Origin of the sequence: Mesorhizobium sp. B2-4-7 (assembly GCF_006442685.1) — a bacterium.
In the GTDB taxonomy this organism is placed as follows: domain Bacteria; phylum Pseudomonadota; class Alphaproteobacteria; order Rhizobiales; family Rhizobiaceae; genus Mesorhizobium.
This window is the reverse complement of the sequence record NZ_VFVH01000001.1, coordinates 1,215,888-1,233,126: the sequence shown is the minus strand read 5'-3', so window position 1 is coordinate 1,233,126 and position 17,239 is coordinate 1,215,888. Positions and strand designations below refer to the sequence as shown.

Here is a 17,239-nt window from a genome sequence, read left to right as displayed (position 1 = left end):
GCCGCTTCAGACCGGCCTGAGCGCGCGCACGACTGCGTAGGCTTCGAGCGACAGGGTTTGCGTTCCGTCATGCGTCAGCCGATCGAGCAGATCCGGTTGGCGCGATGCCGCGACGAAAGATGAGGCGTCAAGAATTGCAGCGCGCGCGAAGCCTTCGGGGAGGCGCACCTCCAGCGCGTTGGGCGAGGGGTTGCATAACCACAGCTCGGTGCCTTTTTCGGTAACCGCCGCGATTCCTCGCACTGCGCCAGGGACCGACGATCGCAGCGGACGGAGCGGGCAGCCTTTGAGCTTCGCCAGGCCTCGCACGATGTGCCAGACAGGATAGAGCTCGCCCTTGCCTTCGAACCAGGGCTGCGGAAATGACGTCGGCACGGAGAGGACGCCGAACGGGCCGACCGCGGCGCCGAGCGCGATGGCCGCCGCGCCGCCTTCCGCGAAGGCGGCGAAGTAGCCGAGGTTCCAGGCCGCTCCCATGACGCCCCGCTGGCGCGGATCATTGAAATTGACCGCCTGCCGGATGTTGGCGGGATTGGCGACCGGCGCTTCACCATAGGGATTGTCGCGCAACCCGATTGCGGACGGCCCAACGGAATATGGGCGGCCCTTGGCGATCGCCGGCACGGTCCTGGCAATATGCGGCAGGCATTCGAGCGTCTCCATCAAGGAGCGGTCGTCACCAGCGTGGAAGATCGCCGCCGTCGTGAATGTCACGAGGTCTATCGCCTCGGCCGGGGGACGTTTGCGGTTGAGCTCGGTGAAGAAGCTGAACATGCCTCCGCCGATGCGAGATCCGGGGAAGGCCGCGCGCGCGGCCGTATAGAGCTTCGCCGCATCCGGCGCTGGCGGCCAGATGCTGCCGGGCAGCGTGCATTTAAGATCGGGTGCGGGCGACACCAGAACCGTCGTGAAGCGATGATCGAGCCTCGCGGCCACCTTGCCCAGGGAGTCGATTTCCGCCGCGGCGCCAGCATCGTCGGCATGCTCGACCACTGCTTCGAGCCAGGGTTGGGCGCCCATTGCGATGGCGATCTCGACCTGCCTCGCCAGCGTTTCGGCATCATGGCCGAGCCGCGGATCGTAATGGCAGATGACATGGGCGACGCCGAGCTGGGCAAGCGTCTCGACATGCCGCAATGCGGCCGAAGCGTCATCGGGATGCAATCCGACGCCGAGAGGTGGAATCGCGTCCGCCGCCTCGCCGAGCGTCAGGGCGGCGATGCCTCCCGCCTGACGCGACGGACCCTTGGGAGAGCCCTTGACGGTCAGGGTGATCTTCTGTTCGACGACCTCGCCGGGCTCGATCCTGTATGGCCAGGGCAGAGCGAGGGGACGAACATAGGTCTTGTAGGAGGCGTCGGTCCAGTTCCGCTGGTCCTCCATCTCGAACGCGTCGCCCTCCATAAGGCAGCTGACCTCCAGCCCGCCGGGAGTACGGTGCGAGATTTCACGCAGATCCATCATCGGCTGCACCGGATCGATCTCCACAGGAAACCGTGTCTCGACCCTCTCGCCGCTTGTGTGCGTGATCGTGGCGGCCGCGCCGCTTATGCCCTCTATGGGATGCAGGACGACAAAGCCGGTCCGGTTCGTGAGAAGCCCGGTCGGCGTGGTTCCGCGAGCCGAATAGGTCAGAACGCCTGCCGCGGTACCAGCGATGCCCACGTCATAGCCGAAGGTCTCGCCTTTGCTGGCAACGCTTGCGCGATAGGCCACACGAAAGCGATCGTCGTCCTTTTCGACGACCAGGTCGGTGATCTTCGGAATGAGCGTCGCCCAGTCCTTGTCGCGGACCACGAACGAGATTGCGCGGATCACCTCTTCGCCATGCATGCGGCAGTCGCGCAGGTTCGCGCCGTCGAAAAGCACGCTGAGGGGCCCGGCGCTCAGTAGCCGCTCCTCTGCCGGTAGTTCTTCGGTGCCGTAGAGGCGGACGGCGCGGGAAGGATCGGACTGTGTCATAGGATTCTCCCGGTCTCAAACGCGGCGCGATTTCCAGGTGATGAGGCGCTCGGCCAGCAAGGCGAGGATGATGATGGCGCCGATGGCGGTCCCCTGCCAGAACGGCGAGACGCCGAGCAGGTTGAGGCCATTGCGGATCATCACCATGATCAGAACCCCCATCAGCGTGCCGAATATCGTGCCTCGTCCGCCGTAGAGGCTCGCGCCACCGATGACCACGGCCGCGATGGCGTCGAGTTCAAGCTGGTTCCCCCCGATCGGGTCAGCCGACATGATCTGCGCCAGCGAAAAGGTCATCGCCGTCGCCGAAAGGGCACCGGACGCCACGTAGGGAAAGATCGAGTAGAAGAGGGTGTTGAGGCCGGCCGCCCGGGCGGCTTCGATGTTCGAGCCGACCGCGTAGATGGTTCGCCCGCCCTTGGAATATGTCAGCCACGCCCAGGTGGCGAGGTAGAGCGCGATGAGGAAGATGACGTTGGCGGGGATGCCCAGCAGGTTCGTGTAGACGATGTTCTGCAGCCCCATGGGCAGTCCCGAAATCGAGCGCTGTCCCGACACGATATAGGCGAGACTGCGCCCCATCGCCATGACCCCGAGCGTCACCACGAAGGGCGCCAGGCCGAACACTGCGATGAGAACGCCGGAGAAAAGCCCGATCAGGGCGCCGCAACCTATGGCGAGCGCGATCGCCACCGGAATGGGGAATTCCTTCAGGAGTAGGGCGAGGATGATGCCGGTCACGCCCGCGACCGACCCGACGGACAGGTCGATGCCGCCAGTCAGGATCACCAGGGTCATGCCGACGGCAACTATGCCAAGCACCACCGATTGGTCGAGTATGTTGAACATGTTCCGCTCGGTGAAGAAGTGCGGCGAGATGAACGACAGGATCACCGCAAGCACCATGGCGAGGCAGAGCATCCGGAACTCAAGCGTGCTGGCGAATCTGGGCATCGCAAACGATCGTGTGGGCGCGTTCATGCGTCGATCTTTTCGTCTTGAGGTGTATCGAACAGGCCGGCGATCCGGGCCGACAGGGCCCCGGCGTCCGGCAGCCTGGAGCCGGCCGGCAGGCTGAGCCCGATCCATCCCAGATCGTGCCCTCGGCGATTGGACAGTGGTGCAAGCAAGGTAGAGCGGCCGTCATTCTCGGTCACGATGCCGGGTTGACGCCTTCCAAGCGCGAGGGGGATTGCCGTCTCCTGCGCAAGATAGACATGCCCGGCCGCGAGTCCCATCGTTGCACCCGGCGTACCCTCGGCGAGGGCGAGGCAGACGAACCGGTCGTCGTCGATCAATCCCCAAAATGCCGTGCCGCCATGGCCGGCGACAAGATCGCGCAGGAATGCCGTGTTGCGCTCGGCTGAGCTTCGGGGCGCGGCGAGCAGCGTCAGGCTCTCTTCGCTCAGTCGCGAGGCGGGCAGGTCGGCGATGGTATAGCCGTCACTCACCACGACGACCCGCTCGCAGATCCCCAGTAATTCCTGGAAATCCGAGGAGATCACGACTACGGCTATCCCCCTTTCGGCCACCTCGCGCAGCAGTTCGTAGATTGCCTGGCGTGTCCCTATGTCGACGCCTTTCGTAGGCTCGTCGAGGATGAGCACTTCGGGCTCGATCAGCAGCCAGCGCGCGATAATGATCTTCTGCTGCATGCCGCCGGAGAAGTGCAGAAGGTTTGCATCCATGCGGTCGGTCGGAAGGTCGAGACGCGAAATCAGCTCGCTGGCCTGCTTGCGGCGCGCCGAATGGCCTCGCCCGAAACCCCTGTGCTTGCCCATCTGGGCGAGGAAGAGATTTTCGCCGACCGTCATGTCGGGCACGATGTTCTGGGCCCGCCGGTCCTCGGCGACCATTCCGAGACCGGCGCGGATTGCCGCGATAGGGCTGTTGGGGGCAATCTCCTTGCCGCCGACAAGGACGCGCCCGCGGCTGCGGTGGCGCAGTCCGAATATCGCTTCGGCGCTCTCCGAGCGTCCAGCTCCGACAAGCCCGCCGAGGCCGAGAATTTCACCCCTGCGCACCGTGAACGAGACGTCACGCACGAAAGGCGGGGCTTTGAGCCCAATTACCTCCAGAGCCACCGGCTGCTCGTTAGTGGTCACTCGCGAGACGGCCTTTCGATACACATTTCCGATGTCGCGTCCCACCATGTGGCGGATGACGTCGGCCTGCGTGAGCCCCGCCGTAGGCACGCTTTCGGCCACGGTCTTGCCCTCGCGCAGGATTGTGACGCGATCGGTGACTGCGAAGACCTCCTCGAGCCGATGCGACACGAAGGCGAGTGCCTTCCCGCTGTTTTTCAGCCGTCCCATGATCTCGAACAGCCGGTCAACCTCGATCGGCGAGAGGGAGGCCGTCGGCTCGTCGAAGATGACAAGATCGGCGTTGAGGGCCAACGCCTTGGCTATTTCGACGAGTTGGCGTTGCGCTGCCGAGAGCCGGCGCACCTCGATGTCGAGTGGCAGTACGTGGTCGTGGCCAAGTTCCGACAGGATGGTCTGCGCCCTGTGTCGCAACTGGCTGAAAGACAGACGGCCCGGCATCGCGTAGCTGGGTAGGAAGATATTCTCCAGCACGCTCATGTCGGGCGCCAGACTGGTTTCCTGTGCCACGAGGGCAATGCCGGAACGCAGCGCGTCGCGCGCGGATCCGACGGTCAAGGGAGCACCCTTGAAGAGTATCTCGCCCGATGAAGGCGGCAGGTGTCCGCAAACGATCCGTGACAGCGTCGATTTTCCCGCGCCGTTCGCGCCCAGCAATCCGCAGATCTCGTACCGGCAGAGCGCTATCGACGCGTTGCTGAGCGCGTAGGCGTTCCCAAACAGGCGGGTGACGCCACGAGCCACGAGAAGCGGCTCGGGAATCTTGCTGCTGTCTACCATCCGAGGACACACTCCAAGTGGTACGAATAAAGCGTCCGGGGGAGGGTGCCCCCGGACGGCCTATGTCGGCCAGGCCCCGATTACATCTCGTTGGCGAAGACCGTTTCCTTGATGGTTGGAAGCTCCTGCTCGATGTTCTTGCTGGTCACGATCTTGATCGGCACGAGGATTTTCTTTTCGGGAGTCTTGCCGCCGAGATGGTCGACCATCGCGCGTCCCGATTCCTGGCCCATCAGATACGGCTGCTGCATGCCCGAAACGACCAGTTCGCCCGACTGCAGCAACGGCACGAATTCCGGCACGCCGTCGAAACCGGCAACCAGCACGTCGCCGGTGAGGCGGGCCGCCTTGATTGCCTGCAAGGCGCCCAGCGTCGGGCCGTCGGTCTGGACGAAGAGGCCCTTCATGTCCGGATTCGCGGTCGTCATATCCTGCGTGAACTTGAAGGTTTCGTCCGCGGTGTAGGTCTGCATCTGCTGCAGCCCGGCTTCCTTGGTGATGCCAGCCTCTGTCATCGCGTCCTTGAAGCCCTTGGTGCGGGCCTGGCCGTTGAGGCGGGCCTGGCTGATGCCGACAATGCCCACGCTGCCGTCCTGCTTGCCGGCGGCCTTCATTGCCTCGGCCAGCGCTTTGCCGACGCCGTTCGCGCCCTGATAATTGTCAGAGATGATGAAGGACACATAGTCGCCGCTGTCCGTGCCGATGTCGGCGATGACCACGGGAATGTTTGCCTGCTTGGCGAGATCGAGCACGGCCGGCGCGGTTGAACTGTCTGTCGGAGAGATGATGATCCCGGCGACGCCGCGGGCGATCGCGTCCTTGGCATTTTTAAGCTGGGTCTGGGCATTGTTGCCCGAATCCAGCGCCTGATAGGTGTAGCCTCCCTTGGTTGCGACATTCTCGATGCCCTTGGAGAGGTATCGCCAGAAGGCAAGATCAAGGCCTGGAGTCAGATAGACCAACTCCTTGGATTCGGCGAGAGCGGCGGTCGCCGTCCCGGCAATGCCGGTCAGCGCGACAACGCCCGCGAGGGCTGCGGTGGCAAAAAGGCGTCTTGTCAGCATGGGAACTCCTCCTGTTGTGCTGCATGGTTGCCCGGCAATCCGCCCCTATTCTTATCCCTTTCGAGCGGATCGCGTTAAAAGCTGCTTGGTCGTGGTGTAGATGCGTGTTTCGTGGACCGCGAAGGCCCTTGCGGCCGCCTCGGAATCGCGCGCCTCAAGTCCCGCAAGAATGGCACGGTGATCGGCGATGCTCGTTGCGATGCTTGAAGGCTGGGCGACTGCTCGCCGCCGATGGTCGAGAAGGTAGGAATAGAGATCGGCGGCGATATCCGCCAGCGCGGCATTGCCGCCCGCCCGATAGATGGCCGTGTGAAATTCGCGATCGCAAATGAGGAAGCGAACGGGATCGTCGATCGCCGCTTCCTGCGCCTCGATCGACTTTTGCAGGGTCTCGAGCGTCGCGGCTTCAACCCGGACGGCCGCGGCCCGCGCCACCTGATCTTCGATCAGCAACCGCGCCTCATGCACGTCGTCAAGACTGTATCTGGAAATGTCGCGATAGCGGGCCGATTGAACCGCGAGTTCCCCGACTTCCGTCGAGGCCACCACTGTCCGCGTGCCCTGGGCGACGGAAAGGATGCCCTTTGTGGAAAGGATCAGGATCGCGCCGCGCACCGTCTCGCGGCTTACCGACAAAGCGCCCGCAAGTTCACGCTCGCTTGGCAACGGGTCCCCCACGTCAAGAATGCCGGTCGCAATGAATGTCGCGATCTTCTGGACGACGAAGTCCTTCATCGAATGCTTCGGCACGCCGCCAAGCGCACTCCCGTCGTCGGTCAGAATCGCTCGTAGGTCCATCCGTCCTTACATCCGAAGAGGTCTAGTGGTCCGGTATATGTACCAGTAGGCCTGCTTCAGCTGTGCGTCAATAGCGAGACGCGGCCGTCAAATCTCGGCTGACAAGAGATATTGCTTTGGGAGCGGTGAGAACGTTCTCAGCCCGCATACTCTCCGGCACAGCTTCGCCACTCACCTGCTTGAGCAGGATGTCGACATCAGCGTCATCCAGGTGCTGCTCGGGCACAGCAAGCTCGAACGACAGCGCTCACCGGCGGAGCGGGAGTCTTCCTTCCATGGATTTCGGGCTGCTCTTGTTCTAACCCTAATACGGCCAATTTCCGGATAAATCGATATGAACGCCCGATACTCGTGATGGATAGGAGTGGCGGGACCATGCTAGCCACGAGGCAGACAGACCGCAGGCCTGTCGTGCTTCACTCCAGCTTAAGCGCTTCGGCTCATATCGAAGGTCGCTGCCGGATGGCGTGAGGGTTATCCGAAAGGGAGAGTCTCGATGTCTGGACACGGGTATGAGGGTGGGCGGCTCGATCTCCCCTTCGTTGGGCTTAGCACCTTCGGTAAACGGCCGATCTGCCTTGATTGGGACAAGATCGACGCGGATGTCGCCGTGCTGGGTGTGCCCTTCGACATGGGGACCCAGTACCGCTCCGGTGCACGTTTCGGCCCCCGCGCCATCCGCGAGGCCTCGACGCTGTTTTCCTTCGGTCATGCCGGCGCTTACGACCATGAGGACGACCAGATCTATCTGCCGCTCGACAAGGTGCGGATCGTCGATATAGGCGACGCGGATATCGTGCATACCGATACCGTGGCCAGCCACGCGAATACGGAAATGGCGGTCCGCAAGATTCTTGAACGCGGAGCGCTGCCCGTCGTTCTGGGCGGCGACCATGCCATCAACATTCCCTGCGTCAGGGCGTTCAGCGAACATGGCCCCATTCACATCGTGCAGATCGATGCGCATCTCGACTTTGTCGACGTGCGTCATGGCGTGCGCGAAGGACACGGCAATCCGATGCGCCGCGCGGCCGAACAGTCGCATGTTAGCGGCCTCAGCCAGATCGGCATCCGCAACGTCTCCTCGACCGCCCGCGACGGTTACGAGGATGCGCGCCAACGCGGCTCGACGATCCTTTCCGTCCGCCAGGCCCGCAAGCTCGGCGTCGAAGGTGTTCTGGCGACCATTCCGGAAGGCGTACGCTACTATGTGACGATCGACATCGACGGTTTCGATCCGTCGATTGCGCCGGGCACTGGCACGCCTAGCCATGGCGGCTTCCTGTATTATGAAGTAATGGAAATGCTCCGGGGCCTTGTGAAGCGCGGCGACGTCGTCGGCATCGACCTCGTCGAGGTGGCCCCGGCTTACGACCCTTCGGGCATCACCGGCTTTCTCGCAGCACAGGTACTCCTGAACTTTCTCGGCTATATCTTCGTCGAACACGGAGCGCGCGGACGCTGAACGAAAGGAATTCAACGATGCCAACGAACGCAAGTAACGGTCAGGTTCACGTCATTCCTGCCCGCCAGGGCGTGGCGACGCGCGTTGCCCAAGGCCAGGTGATCACCGTCATCAACACCCACGGCACCCAGGTGGTGGACACCTGGGCCTTCTGCGCCGACGATATCGCGGAATTCATGTCGATGGAGCACAGTCGTGGAGCCATGCTCAAGGTGAACCCGCAGAACGGCGACACGCTGTGCAGCAACAGGCGGCGTCCGATGCTGACCCTGATACAGGACACGTCGGGTGGCGTGCACGATACGCTGATCGCCGCCTGCGACCGCTATCGCTACCAGCAGTTGGGCCATGTCGGGCACCATGACAACTGCACCGACAATCTGGCGGCGGCCCTCGGCGCGGTCGGGCTGACGCCACCCGAAACCCCTTCGCCGCTCAACCTGTTCATGAACATTCCCGTCGGCGAAGACGGTTCGGTCACCTTCGAGGCACCGGTGGCGGGACCGGGCTCCTATGTGTCGATGTGCGCGGAAATGGATTTGATCGTCGCGTTCTCAGCCTGCCCGCAGGACCTCATTCCGGTAAACGGTCAAGGCTGCGTTCCCACCGAAGCGCATTATCGGATCGACGCCAAGGCGCCGCGCCTTTAAAGCGCAGCCCTGCATCCAGACCATTGATCCCGAAAGGCGGCTCTCGCTTTTCGGGATCAATGCATAACGGAATTTTTACATGCCGCGTACCTTGGGCGCCTTGTTTTTTGCGTCGGCGGCTTGCCCTTTTCCGGCCGATTTTTCGGCACTCCCCACCCTTTTGCGCAGTTCCTGAAAAAAAATCCTCTGCGACAGCGACGCTTTCTTGTGCTTTGGCGCGATGATGACGAAGGGCGAGCGGATCTGCGCCTCGGGAATAAGCAGCGCCTTAAGCCGGTTGTTCTGTCTAAACGTGGCGGTCATGTGATCCGGCAGATAGCCGACGAAGTGGCCGCTCAGGATATACATCGCCTGCGCCTCGATATTCGAAGCATAGGCGCCGACATGCGCGTTGGGGAAATGCTGCAATTCCGACTTGTTGGCATAAGGGCGCACCACCATCTGCGATGCTTCCACATCAGCCTTTGTCACCAGCTTGCGGGAAAACAGCGGGTGGCGCTCGCTGCAGTAGAGCGAGTTGATTTCATAATGGAACTCGGTCTGCGAATAGCCGGGCAGCAATTTGATGCGGGGGGAGATCGCGAAGTCGATCCCGCCCTTGGCGGTTTCCGCGATAAGCTGTTCAGGCGAGCCGATGGTGATGCGCAGATCGACTTCGCTGGCTTTCTTGATAAACTGATGAATGACGTCATCGAGGCCCAGGGCTGAATCGGTAACGGTGGCATCGACGATCCCGACGCGCAGCACACCCGTCGCCTTGGAGCGCAGTTCGCCCAGTTGCATCTCGAACGCCGACAGCGCTGAAGTCAGCGAATGGGAATATTCATAGACCGCGGTGCCCCTATCGGTCAGTTCGAAGCCGCGCCTGCCGCGTTGGCACAGCGAAAACCCCAGCCGTTCCTCCAACGCGTTGATTTGGAAACTGATCGTCGATTGGCTCATCGCCAAAGCAAGCTGTGCTCCGGTAAATCCGCCATGCTCGACCACCGAGCGGAAAACCCTGAGCGCACGAATGTCGGCAACCGACAGACGCATTCTGACACTCCTCCCTGAGCCTCTCAGACGGTGTTGGGTATCAGCCTTACATCGTCAACTTCGATGTATAGTCTATTCCTTCCATGTTTATCAAAGATTCAATCCTGCCATGCTGCCCTACCAGATGGTGCCGTGCCGTCATGCCACTGGGGAAGCAAACAATCGGGCCGGCATTGCAACCGGCTGACGACCTGGAGGTTTAAGGCTCGTCACGCATGCGAGATTCCTGAGCGCGTACAGAAGCCTCGGACTCCAAATAATCCATAATAAACGGGAACATACGAAACTGGAGGAAGTTATGCGATCCGCTTTGAAACTGTGCACTTCGACGCTGTTGGCCGCGTCGCTCTCGCTCGCCGTGGCGAGCATTGCCACCGCCTCCGATCTTCTGGATCGGATCAAGGCAAAGGGGGAAATCACCATCGCGTCCGAGGCCCGCTACCCGCCGTTCGAATATGTCGAAAACGGCAAGATCGTAGGCTACGGAGTTGACCTCTTCGAAGAAGTCATGAAGGCGCTGCCGGACGTGAAGGTGAACCGGCTCGACCTGCCGTTCCAGGGCTTGCTGCCCGGTTTGCAGACGGAGAAGTTCGATGCCATCATAACCTCCGTCACCGTTAACAAACAGCGCTACGATACCTACAGGCTGTCTCTGCCAATCGCCGACGCGTCGTTCTCCTACGTCAAGCGCAAAGGCGACGCCGCCTTGAACACGCCCGAAGACCTGAGCGGCAAAAATGTCGGCACGCAGGCCGGCTCGGCACAGCTCAAGGGCACCGAGGCCTTTTCCGAGGATTTAAAGGCAAAAGGCCTGGCGCCGATCGCTAACATCCAGACCTATGTCGACTTCAATGAAGCCTATGCCGATCTCGCTGCCGGGCGCACGGATGCCGTCGTGAATTCCCTGCCCAATCTGCTCTACCTGCAGACGCAGCGCGGCGACGTCTTCGAAACCATCCGCACAACGTTCGGGGACCCGACCTATTTCAGCTGGGCCTTCCGCAAGGACGACGACAGCAAGGCGCTTGCCGACTTCATCGATGACCAGTTCCGCAAGCTCGCCGCCGATGGAACCATGGCCAAACTTCAGGAAAAGTGGTTCGGCTTCACCATGAAACTGCCGACGGACGCTCTGCCCGAACCCAAGAGCTGACGAGTCGGCGTCCAACGCCCGGATAAGGGCGAGGCTTTCCAGCCTCGCCTGCCTAAAAACGCACAGGCTGCAAGCCTGGCCTCAAGTCCATAAGGTCTGACGACTTGGCAATGTTCGCCCTCATCCAGAACAACCTGCCCATCATGCTCTGGGGCGCGGGCATGACCATCCTGGTGTCGGGCGTCGCCATCATCCTCGGCATGCCGCTCGGCCTCGTCCTGTGCTTCGGCGTCACCTCGAAGAAGGCGTGGCTGCGCTGCTTTTCGCGCATCTATCAAAGCGTGTGGCGCGGCACGCCCATCCTCGTGCAGTTGCTGATTATCTATTATCTGCTGCCGCTCATCGGCATCAATGTAGCGCCCATTCTCGCGGCCATCCTCGCGCTGACCCTGAACACGATCGCCTTCCAGGCCGAGATATTTCGCGGCGGACTTTTGGCCATTCCACCAGGGCAACTGGAGGCGGCGCGCATGGTAGGCATACGCAAATGGGCGGGGCGCCAGCATATACTCGTGCCCCAGATATTGCGCCTCGTCATCCCGTCGCTGGTCAATGAGACTATCAGCATCCTGAAAAACTCATCGCTGGTCTCCGTCATCGCGGTGACGGAACTGATGCGGGTAAGCCAGCAGATCGTCGCGACCACCTATCGCCCGTTCGAAATCTACATCACCGCCGCCGTCATCTATATCGTCATCAATTTCCTTCTGTCGCTGATCGGCCGCATGGCCGAGCAACGGCTGGCGCGGAGGGCCTGAGCCATGGCGCAATTCTTCGACCTGTGGGTGCAATATGGACCGCTGATGCTGGCCGGCCTAGCGACGACGGCCTGGATCTGCGCACTTGCCACAGCCCTCGGGCTGGCGATCGGCCTGTTGCTCGCCTGCCTCGAGAGCACGCCGTTCACGCCGCTGCGCTGGGTCGTTCGTGCCTATATCGAGATCATGCGCGGCCTGCCGATCCTGATCCTGCTGTTCGTGCTCTATTATGGCGGCCCGAGCATAGGCCTCCGGCTGAGTGCCGAAGCGGTGGGTGTTTTCGGCCTCGGCTTCTATGGTGCCGCCTATTTCGCCGAAATCTTCCGCTCCGGTTTCCAGTCGATCTCCAAGGGCCAGATCGAGGCGGCGCGCATGGCCGGGCTCTCAGGCACGCAGATCATCCGCCATATCAAGCTGCCGCAGATGCTGGTCATGATCACGCCACCGATGGTCAACCAGATCATCATCCTGATCAAGGAATCCGCGGTGCTGTCCATCATCACCGTTGCCGAGCTGACCAAGAACACGACGCAATTCGTCAACGAGACCTACGCGGTCATCGAACCTTATCTCGCCGCCGCCCTACTGTACTGGCTGCTGGTCGAGGCAGTCGCGCAGCTCGGCAAATATGTTGAGCGCCGGGTGCGGTTCTAGGCCGCTCAACCACCAATTTGGGAATAAACGATGGCCACTGAAACCACCGAGCCCGTCATCAAGATCCGGAATCTGACCAAGGATTTCGGCACATTCGCGGCCCTGTCCGGGATCTCGCTCGACATCAACCTCTCCGAGGTCGTCTGCATCATCGGACCCTCGGGGTCGGGCAAGAGCACGTTGCTGCGTTGCGCGAGCTTCCTCGAGGAATATACGAGCGGCGAGATCGAGATCGAGGGCCGGTTGCTCGGCTACAAGCGCGGTGCCGAAGGACTGGTACGAGAAAGCGACCAGAACATCGATTCCGTGCGCCGCAACGTCGGCATGGTGTTCCAGCACTTCAACCTATGGCCGCATATGACAGTGCTGGATAACGTGACGCTGGGATTGCGTCTTTCCAAGCGCGCTCCCGCCGCCAAGGCGAAGGAAAGCGGGCGCCGTGCGCTGGCCAAGGTCGGCCTCGCGGATTTCGCCGAGCGCTACCCCTCGCAGCTTTCCGGCGGCCAGCAGCAGCGCGTCGGCATCGCCCGGGCGGTCGCGATGGAGCCGCATGTGATCCTGTTCGACGAACCGACCTCCGCACTCGATCCCCAGCTCGTCGGCGAGGTTCTCGACACCATGAAGCAACTGGCCGTCGAGGGCATCACCATGGTGGTGGTGACGCACGAGATGGGCTTTGCCGCCCAGGTCGCCGACCGTGTCGTCTTCATGGACCGCGGCAAGGTGATCGAGCAGGGCCCGCCCGCCAAACTCTTCAACGATCCGCAAAGCCCGCGCTTGCGTGAATTCCTCGACACTTGGAGACAGCGCAACATGCTGTTCCAGAGCGAGCCCACCGCCGGCCAGTAGGGCAGCGGCACAATCGACACGACAAGACGGAGGACCGTACCATGAGCGAAGGTTTGAGCCCGGCAGGTGTTCCCCGCATGTATGGCGACGTGCCACCCTTCATGGCATTTCCCTATGTGCGCGATCTGGCAGGTCTTTCCGCCGACGCTGTGGTGGTGGGCATGCCCTATGACGGCATCGCCACCTTTCGCGGCGGCGCGACCCGCCGCGCCCCGCAGGAAATCCGCAAATACTCGCTTCTTTACGGCAGCTACAGCTTCGACTGGGACCTCGACATGCTGGCCCATATCACCGTCGCCGATGCCGGCGACATCGATGTAGTGCCGGGCGACAATGCCGCCAGCTACGCCCGCCTCGAAGCGCGGCTTGCCGCGGTGCTGGTCCACGGGGCGGTGCCGCTGACCATCGGCGGCGATCACGGCATCAGCTATCCGGCGGTACGCGCGGTCTCCGACGCCGGCGACACCCCGGTCGGGCTCATCGTCTTCGACACCCATCTCGATCTCAGCGAATCCTTCGGTGGCGACCGCCTCACCCGCGCCTCGCCCCTGCTGCGCATTGCCGAACTCGACAAGGTGGCCCCCCGCCGCATCGTTGTCATCGGCGCGCGCGGCCCCCGCAACCTGCTCGAATGGACCCCGCTCTACCGCAAGCTCGGCATCACCGTGTTTTCCATGGAGGAAGTCGAGCGCCTCGGCATCGAAACGGTTGCCGAACGCGCACGCGCCATCGCCAGTGCCGACGGCGCGCGCCTCTATATCAGCCTCGACATCGACGGCGTCGATCCAGCCTTTGCCCCGGCAACCAACAGCCCCGAACCAGGCGGCCTTACCTCGCGCGAGATCATTCGCGGCGTAAGGATAGTGGCCCGCGACGGCTTTGCTGGGTTCGACCTCGTGGAGGTATCGCCGGATTTCGATGCTTCCAGCGGCACCACCAGCATCCTGGCCGGCCGGCTGCTGGCCGAGGCCCTGTTCTGCCTCGCGGCCAAGCGCGCTGGCAAGCAGAACGCCTGGCGCGACGCCCACAGGTCCGACTTCCAACAGAAATAGCACCACCTTCGGAGTGCGCCTCGCGGTCAAGCGACCCGATGCGCCAACAGGACACAAGACCATGAGCATTACAAATTTCCAGCCACTCGATTCCGGCAGCGTTCCGCGTTTTGCCGGCCCTTCAACCTTCATGCGCCTGCCCATGGCTACCCCCGAGCAGGTCGACATCGCGCTGATCGGCGTCCCCTTCGACGGCGGCACCACCAACCGGCCGGGCGCGCGCCATGGACCGCGCGAAATCCGCAACCAATCCAGCCTGGTGCGGCGCGTCCACCATGTCACGGGCGTCTCGCCTTTCGAACAGGTTCGTGCCGGCGACTGCGGCGACGTGATTGTAAACCCGCTCGACCTGCCCGGCTCGCTGGACACGATCAGCGCCTTCTTCGAAAACGTCCACCACTCCGGCGCCCGGTCTCTGGTCGTCGGCGGCGATCATCTGATCACGCTGCCCATCCTGCGCGGCATCGCCAAGGAACCGGCCGGCCTCATTCACTTCGATGCCCATTCCGACACCTATGACGAGTTCTTCGGCAACCGCTATAATCACGGCACGCCGTTCCGCCGCGCCGTCGAGGAAGGCCTGCTCGATCCCAAGCGCATGGTCCAGATCGGCATCCGAGGAGCGATCTCCGATGTGGAAAACTACGATTTCGCCCGCGAGGCCGGCATCCGGATCATCTTCATCGAGGAATTCATGGAGCGCGGCGTGGGCGCGGTGATGGCCGAGGCGCGCTCGATCGTCGGCGACGCGCCGACCTACGTCTCGTTCGACATCGACGCGCTCGATCCGTCTTTTGCCCCCGGCACTGGCACCCCGGAGATCGGCGGCATAACGACGCGCGAGGCCCAGAAGATGATCCGAGCGCTGGCCGGCGTCGACATCATCGGCGCCGATCTGGTCGAAGTCTCGCCGCCGCTCGATCCTTCGGGCGTCACCGCGCTAACCGGTGCCACCCTCCTGTTCGAGCTTCTCTGCGTCATGACGGTGCAAATACCGGCTAAATGAGACCCATGTGTGGAGTGCGCCCCTCGGGCCGGACAGGATGAACAAGCAGAATTGACTTGGAAGCCGGGCTTTCGAAGGATGGAAGCCCATGGTGACTTATCGCACGCACAGCATCGAGTTCAAACGTCAGGTAGTGCAGGAGTTCCTGTCCGGCGAGACGCTGCATGGTCTCGCCAAGCGGCACGAACTGGCGCGTAACCTGATCCGCATCTGGGTTCAGAAATACGAGGCCGGCTCCTTCGACGAAGACGTGGCGGCGGCCGACACAATGCAGACCTATGAGGCGCGGATTGCAGCGCTGGAGCGGCTGGTAGGCCGGCAAGCCTTGGAAATTGAGTTTCTAAAGGGGGCTCTGAAAAGCGCACCACGTCCAAGAAGCGGGACTACATCCGGATCAAAATTTCTCCCGCCTCCAACGCCCCTGCTACCGATTGAGCCCCGGAGGCGGGGCAAGGAAGCCATAGTTGCGTCGGGAACAAGCGGCGAGACCGATCCGCCGATCTCGAATTCCCATCCGAAGAGTTCCGCGTAAAGCGGCGCAGGTTCGCAGGATCACGCCCTATTATTTCAAAGTGGATGATTGGCTTGGCCATGATGTCCAACCTTTTAGACGGTTCGCAAAACAGTCGCAGCCCGAGCGGCAGCGGCTGCTGGCTCGGCAGGTGAAACACCTCCCAGGTCGCCCGCATCTGGCCACAATCGTTCTGTGCGACAACACCGCGGGACCGTCAGATCGGGGCGACGATGCGGAGAAGGCAACGGTTCACCGAAAAAAAAGGCACGAGAGAAAAGAGCGCACCTCGGATGTTGCGCGCGAGTCGATCGAGGTCGAGCGGGCGGCACGGGATGCGAAGACAGCTCGGCTCCGAGAGCAAGGGCTGATGACTGAGATTCGCAGCTCAGCACCTAAGAAGGTGCAGCCCCGATAACTGCTTAAGGGAGGCAGCGATGCTCGATACCCATACAGACATTGCGCGGGCGGCTATTGAAGCCACCTTCCTGCCACGTCGCGCCGCATTTCCGCGCGATATTGATCACTCCCGACGCGTGCTCGCGGCATCACGCGAGCTTCTGAAACGCCTGCGCCAAAGCCATGGCGATGACACCTCCCGAGCTTGGGGGGATGCAGACCCGGTTCCCTTCGCTATCTCAGCGTTCGATGCCGATGTTCTCCGGGCAGTGTTCAAAGATTTGGTGTTGGGAACATACGCGCCCAAATGTCGATGGCGCGATCTGGCTAAGACCCTGGTACTCGAATACGCCGGGTGCGATCAGGTCGAAGTTGGCTTGCTGGATTGGATCACCAGGAAGTAAGTACCTTGTGCCAAGTCGAGTTGAGCGCGTGTTCTAGAGATCCACCAGGCGCGCCACGAGGGGGTTGCGACGTCTCGACTTCAGGAGTTTATCTCAACTGTCCGAATGGCGATTTGACATACCCAACCCGCCGCCAGCTATGGCGGAGGTCGGGTTCGTTCTAGGTCTCAGTCGTAGACTTTGACGATCTTGCGGGTGCCCGGGTCCACCAAAACCGTGCGGTTGTCGATCACCACATACCGGTATTTGACATTGGGGACCTCATGGAGCTCGACCGTGTCCGGCAGAGCCGTGCCGACATTCAGCTCAAGTCCGAGAAGGTTCACGGAAGCCAGCGGTTGCTTCTTCACGTATTTGCGCACGACGGTGTCCTGTTCCGGTGTGATGACAACATCCTGTGCCGCAACTGCGCCGACGCCGGCCAAAAGCAATAGCGCGGCAGCGGTGCTGGTAAGGGGGATCCTCATGGTTTTTCTCCTGTTGTTCCGGCGACAGCACAAGTCTTCTGTGCGCCAGGCAACTGAACACGTCGGCAGGCCGAACGTTCCTCGATCAGGCTTCAGTCGGAATCCTGACCAGACCAAAGGCCGATCA

17 protein-coding genes and 1 pseudogene are annotated in these 17,239 nt (G+C 62.1%); 11 read left to right on the top strand and 7 right to left on the bottom strand.

The annotated features are described in order from the left end of the window. Window positions 1-6: 6 nt before the first annotated feature. From FJ946_RS06080 to FJ946_RS06060, 5 genes are all read right to left on the bottom strand, one after another. The gene (locus FJ946_RS06080; RefSeq protein WP_140566515.1) at window positions 7-1,962 is read right to left on the bottom strand and encodes a hypothetical protein; all 1,956 of its coding nucleotides are present in this window, start codon (window positions 1,960-1,962) and stop codon (window positions 7-9) included. Between the two features lie 15 nt (window positions 1,963-1,977). Then, entirely contained in the window at window positions 1,978-2,916 is a 939-nt protein-coding gene (locus FJ946_RS06075) for an ABC transporter permease (protein WP_224619126.1), read from the bottom strand. Window positions 2,917-2,939: 23 nt separating this feature from the next. Then, complete coding sequence (locus tag FJ946_RS06070) at window positions 2,940-4,847, bottom strand: sugar ABC transporter ATP-binding protein (RefSeq protein ID WP_140515078.1); 1,908 nt, start codon at window positions 4,845-4,847, stop codon at window positions 2,940-2,942. Between the two features lie 80 nt (window positions 4,848-4,927). Further along, window positions 4,928-5,911, bottom strand: coding sequence for a substrate-binding domain-containing protein (locus FJ946_RS06065; RefSeq protein ID WP_140498327.1), 984 nt, complete (start codon window positions 5,909-5,911; stop codon window positions 4,928-4,930). Between the two features lie 51 nt (window positions 5,912-5,962). Next, window positions 5,963-6,709, bottom strand: a complete 747-nt coding sequence (locus FJ946_RS06060) for an FCD domain-containing protein (protein WP_140566516.1) — start codon at window positions 6,707-6,709, stop codon at window positions 5,963-5,965. Between the two features lie 97 nt (window positions 6,710-6,806). Here FJ946_RS06060 and FJ946_RS31070 point away from each other — a divergent pair. The 3 genes and pseudogenes from FJ946_RS31070 to FJ946_RS06045 form a co-directional block, all read left to right on the top strand. Further along, window positions 6,807-6,944, top strand: a pseudogene (locus FJ946_RS31070) (tyrosine-type recombinase/integrase); the annotation flags it as partial. A gap of 261 nt (window positions 6,945-7,205) precedes the next feature. Then, window positions 7,206-8,174 (top strand): agmatinase, encoded by a 969-nt coding sequence (gene speB, locus FJ946_RS06050; protein ID WP_140498325.1) that lies wholly within the window; start codon window positions 7,206-7,208, stop codon window positions 8,172-8,174. Window positions 8,175-8,191: 17 nt separating this feature from the next. Further along, window positions 8,192-8,824, top strand: coding sequence for an urea carboxylase-associated family protein (locus tag FJ946_RS06045; RefSeq protein WP_140566519.1), 633 nt, complete (start codon window positions 8,192-8,194; stop codon window positions 8,822-8,824). Window positions 8,825-8,899: 75 nt separating this feature from the next. On the opposite strand, the gene FJ946_RS06040 is transcribed toward FJ946_RS06045, so the two are convergent. After that, the gene (locus tag FJ946_RS06040; RefSeq protein WP_140566522.1) at window positions 8,900-9,859 is read right to left on the bottom strand and encodes a LysR family transcriptional regulator; all 960 of its coding nucleotides are present in this window, start codon (window positions 9,857-9,859) and stop codon (window positions 8,900-8,902) included. Window positions 9,860-10,157: 298 nt separating this feature from the next. Between FJ946_RS06040 and FJ946_RS06035 the strand changes: the two genes are divergently transcribed. The 8 genes from FJ946_RS06035 to FJ946_RS06000 all read left to right on the top strand — a co-directional run bounded on the left by FJ946_RS06035 (window position 10,158) and on the right by FJ946_RS06000 (window position 16,645). Beyond that, a complete protein-coding gene (locus tag FJ946_RS06035; protein WP_140566525.1) occupies window positions 10,158-11,012 on the top strand; it encodes a transporter substrate-binding domain-containing protein in 855 nt (284 codons plus the stop codon). Window positions 11,013-11,122: 110 nt separating this feature from the next. Then, a complete protein-coding gene (locus FJ946_RS06030; protein ID WP_140515083.1) occupies window positions 11,123-11,770 on the top strand; it encodes an amino acid ABC transporter permease in 648 nt (215 codons plus the stop codon). Window positions 11,771-11,773: 3 nt separating this feature from the next. Further along, window positions 11,774-12,424, top strand: coding sequence for an amino acid ABC transporter permease (locus tag FJ946_RS06025; RefSeq protein WP_140566528.1), 651 nt, complete (start codon window positions 11,774-11,776; stop codon window positions 12,422-12,424). A 30-nt stretch (window positions 12,425-12,454) separates the two neighbouring features. Next, complete coding sequence (locus FJ946_RS06020) at window positions 12,455-13,273, top strand: amino acid ABC transporter ATP-binding protein (RefSeq protein WP_140498319.1); 819 nt, start codon at window positions 12,455-12,457, stop codon at window positions 13,271-13,273. A 41-nt stretch (window positions 13,274-13,314) separates the two neighbouring features. Then, window positions 13,315-14,325, top strand: a complete 1,011-nt coding sequence (locus FJ946_RS06015) for an agmatinase family protein (RefSeq protein ID WP_140547660.1) — start codon at window positions 13,315-13,317, stop codon at window positions 14,323-14,325. Between the two features lie 61 nt (window positions 14,326-14,386). Then, window positions 14,387-15,331, top strand: a complete 945-nt coding sequence (gene speB / locus FJ946_RS06010) for an agmatinase (RefSeq protein WP_140498317.1) — start codon at window positions 14,387-14,389, stop codon at window positions 15,329-15,331. 88 nt (window positions 15,332-15,419) lie between these two features. Beyond that, window positions 15,420-15,863 carry a transposase gene (locus FJ946_RS06005; protein WP_348640509.1) on the top strand — a complete coding sequence of 148 codons (444 nt, stop codon included), beginning with the start codon at window positions 15,420-15,422 and terminating at the stop codon, window positions 15,861-15,863. Between the two features lie 416 nt (window positions 15,864-16,279). After that, window positions 16,280-16,645 carry a hypothetical protein gene (locus FJ946_RS06000; protein ID WP_140566533.1) on the top strand — a complete coding sequence of 122 codons (366 nt, stop codon included), beginning with the start codon at window positions 16,280-16,282 and terminating at the stop codon, window positions 16,643-16,645. 167 nt (window positions 16,646-16,812) lie between these two features. Here the strand turns inward: FJ946_RS06000 and FJ946_RS05995 are convergent, their stop codons facing one another. After that, window positions 16,813-17,112 carry a DUF1236 domain-containing protein gene (locus FJ946_RS05995; protein ID WP_140515085.1) on the bottom strand — a complete coding sequence of 100 codons (300 nt, stop codon included), beginning with the start codon at window positions 17,110-17,112 and terminating at the stop codon, window positions 16,813-16,815. Between the last annotated feature and the right edge of the window lie 127 nt (window positions 17,113-17,239).

Bases quoted from the DNA above. Each gene is read 5' to 3' on its own strand.
- speB (WP_140498317.1), top strand. From the start codon at position 14,387: ATGAGCATTACAAATTTCCAGCCACTCGATTCCGGCAGCGTTCCGCGT.
- speB (WP_140498325.1), top strand. From the start codon at position 7,206: ATGTCTGGACACGGGTATGAGGGTGGGCGGCTCGATCTCCCCTTCGTT.
- FJ946_RS06020 (WP_140498319.1), top strand. From the start codon at position 12,455: ATGGCCACTGAAACCACCGAGCCCGTCATCAAGATCCGGAATCTGACC.
- FJ946_RS06005 (WP_348640509.1), top strand. From the start codon at position 15,420: ATGGTGACTTATCGCACGCACAGCATCGAGTTCAAACGTCAGGTAGTG.
- FJ946_RS06040 (WP_140566522.1), bottom strand. From the start codon at position 9,859: ATGCGTCTGTCGGTTGCCGACATTCGTGCGCTCAGGGTTTTCCGCTCG.
- FJ946_RS06015 (WP_140547660.1), top strand. From the start codon at position 13,315: ATGAGCGAAGGTTTGAGCCCGGCAGGTGTTCCCCGCATGTATGGCGAC.
- FJ946_RS06000 (WP_140566533.1), top strand. From the start codon at position 16,280: ATGCTCGATACCCATACAGACATTGCGCGGGCGGCTATTGAAGCCACC.
- FJ946_RS06035 (WP_140566525.1), top strand. From the start codon at position 10,158: ATGCGATCCGCTTTGAAACTGTGCACTTCGACGCTGTTGGCCGCGTCG.
- FJ946_RS06045 (WP_140566519.1), top strand. From the start codon at position 8,192: ATGCCAACGAACGCAAGTAACGGTCAGGTTCACGTCATTCCTGCCCGC.
- FJ946_RS05995 (WP_140515085.1), bottom strand. From the start codon at position 17,112: ATGAGGATCCCCCTTACCAGCACCGCTGCCGCGCTATTGCTTTTGGCC.
- FJ946_RS06070 (WP_140515078.1), bottom strand. From the start codon at position 4,847: ATGGTAGACAGCAGCAAGATTCCCGAGCCGCTTCTCGTGGCTCGTGGC.
- FJ946_RS06065 (WP_140498327.1), bottom strand. From the start codon at position 5,911: ATGCTGACAAGACGCCTTTTTGCCACCGCAGCCCTCGCGGGCGTTGTC.
- FJ946_RS06025 (WP_140566528.1), top strand. From the start codon at position 11,774: ATGGCGCAATTCTTCGACCTGTGGGTGCAATATGGACCGCTGATGCTG.
- FJ946_RS06060 (WP_140566516.1), bottom strand. From the start codon at position 6,709: ATGGACCTACGAGCGATTCTGACCGACGACGGGAGTGCGCTTGGCGGC.
- FJ946_RS06075 (WP_224619126.1), bottom strand. From the start codon at position 2,916: ATGCCCAGATTCGCCAGCACGCTTGAGTTCCGGATGCTCTGCCTCGCC.
- FJ946_RS06080 (WP_140566515.1), bottom strand. From the start codon at position 1,962: ATGACACAGTCCGATCCTTCCCGCGCCGTCCGCCTCTACGGCACCGAA.
- FJ946_RS06030 (WP_140515083.1), top strand. From the start codon at position 11,123: ATGTTCGCCCTCATCCAGAACAACCTGCCCATCATGCTCTGGGGCGCG.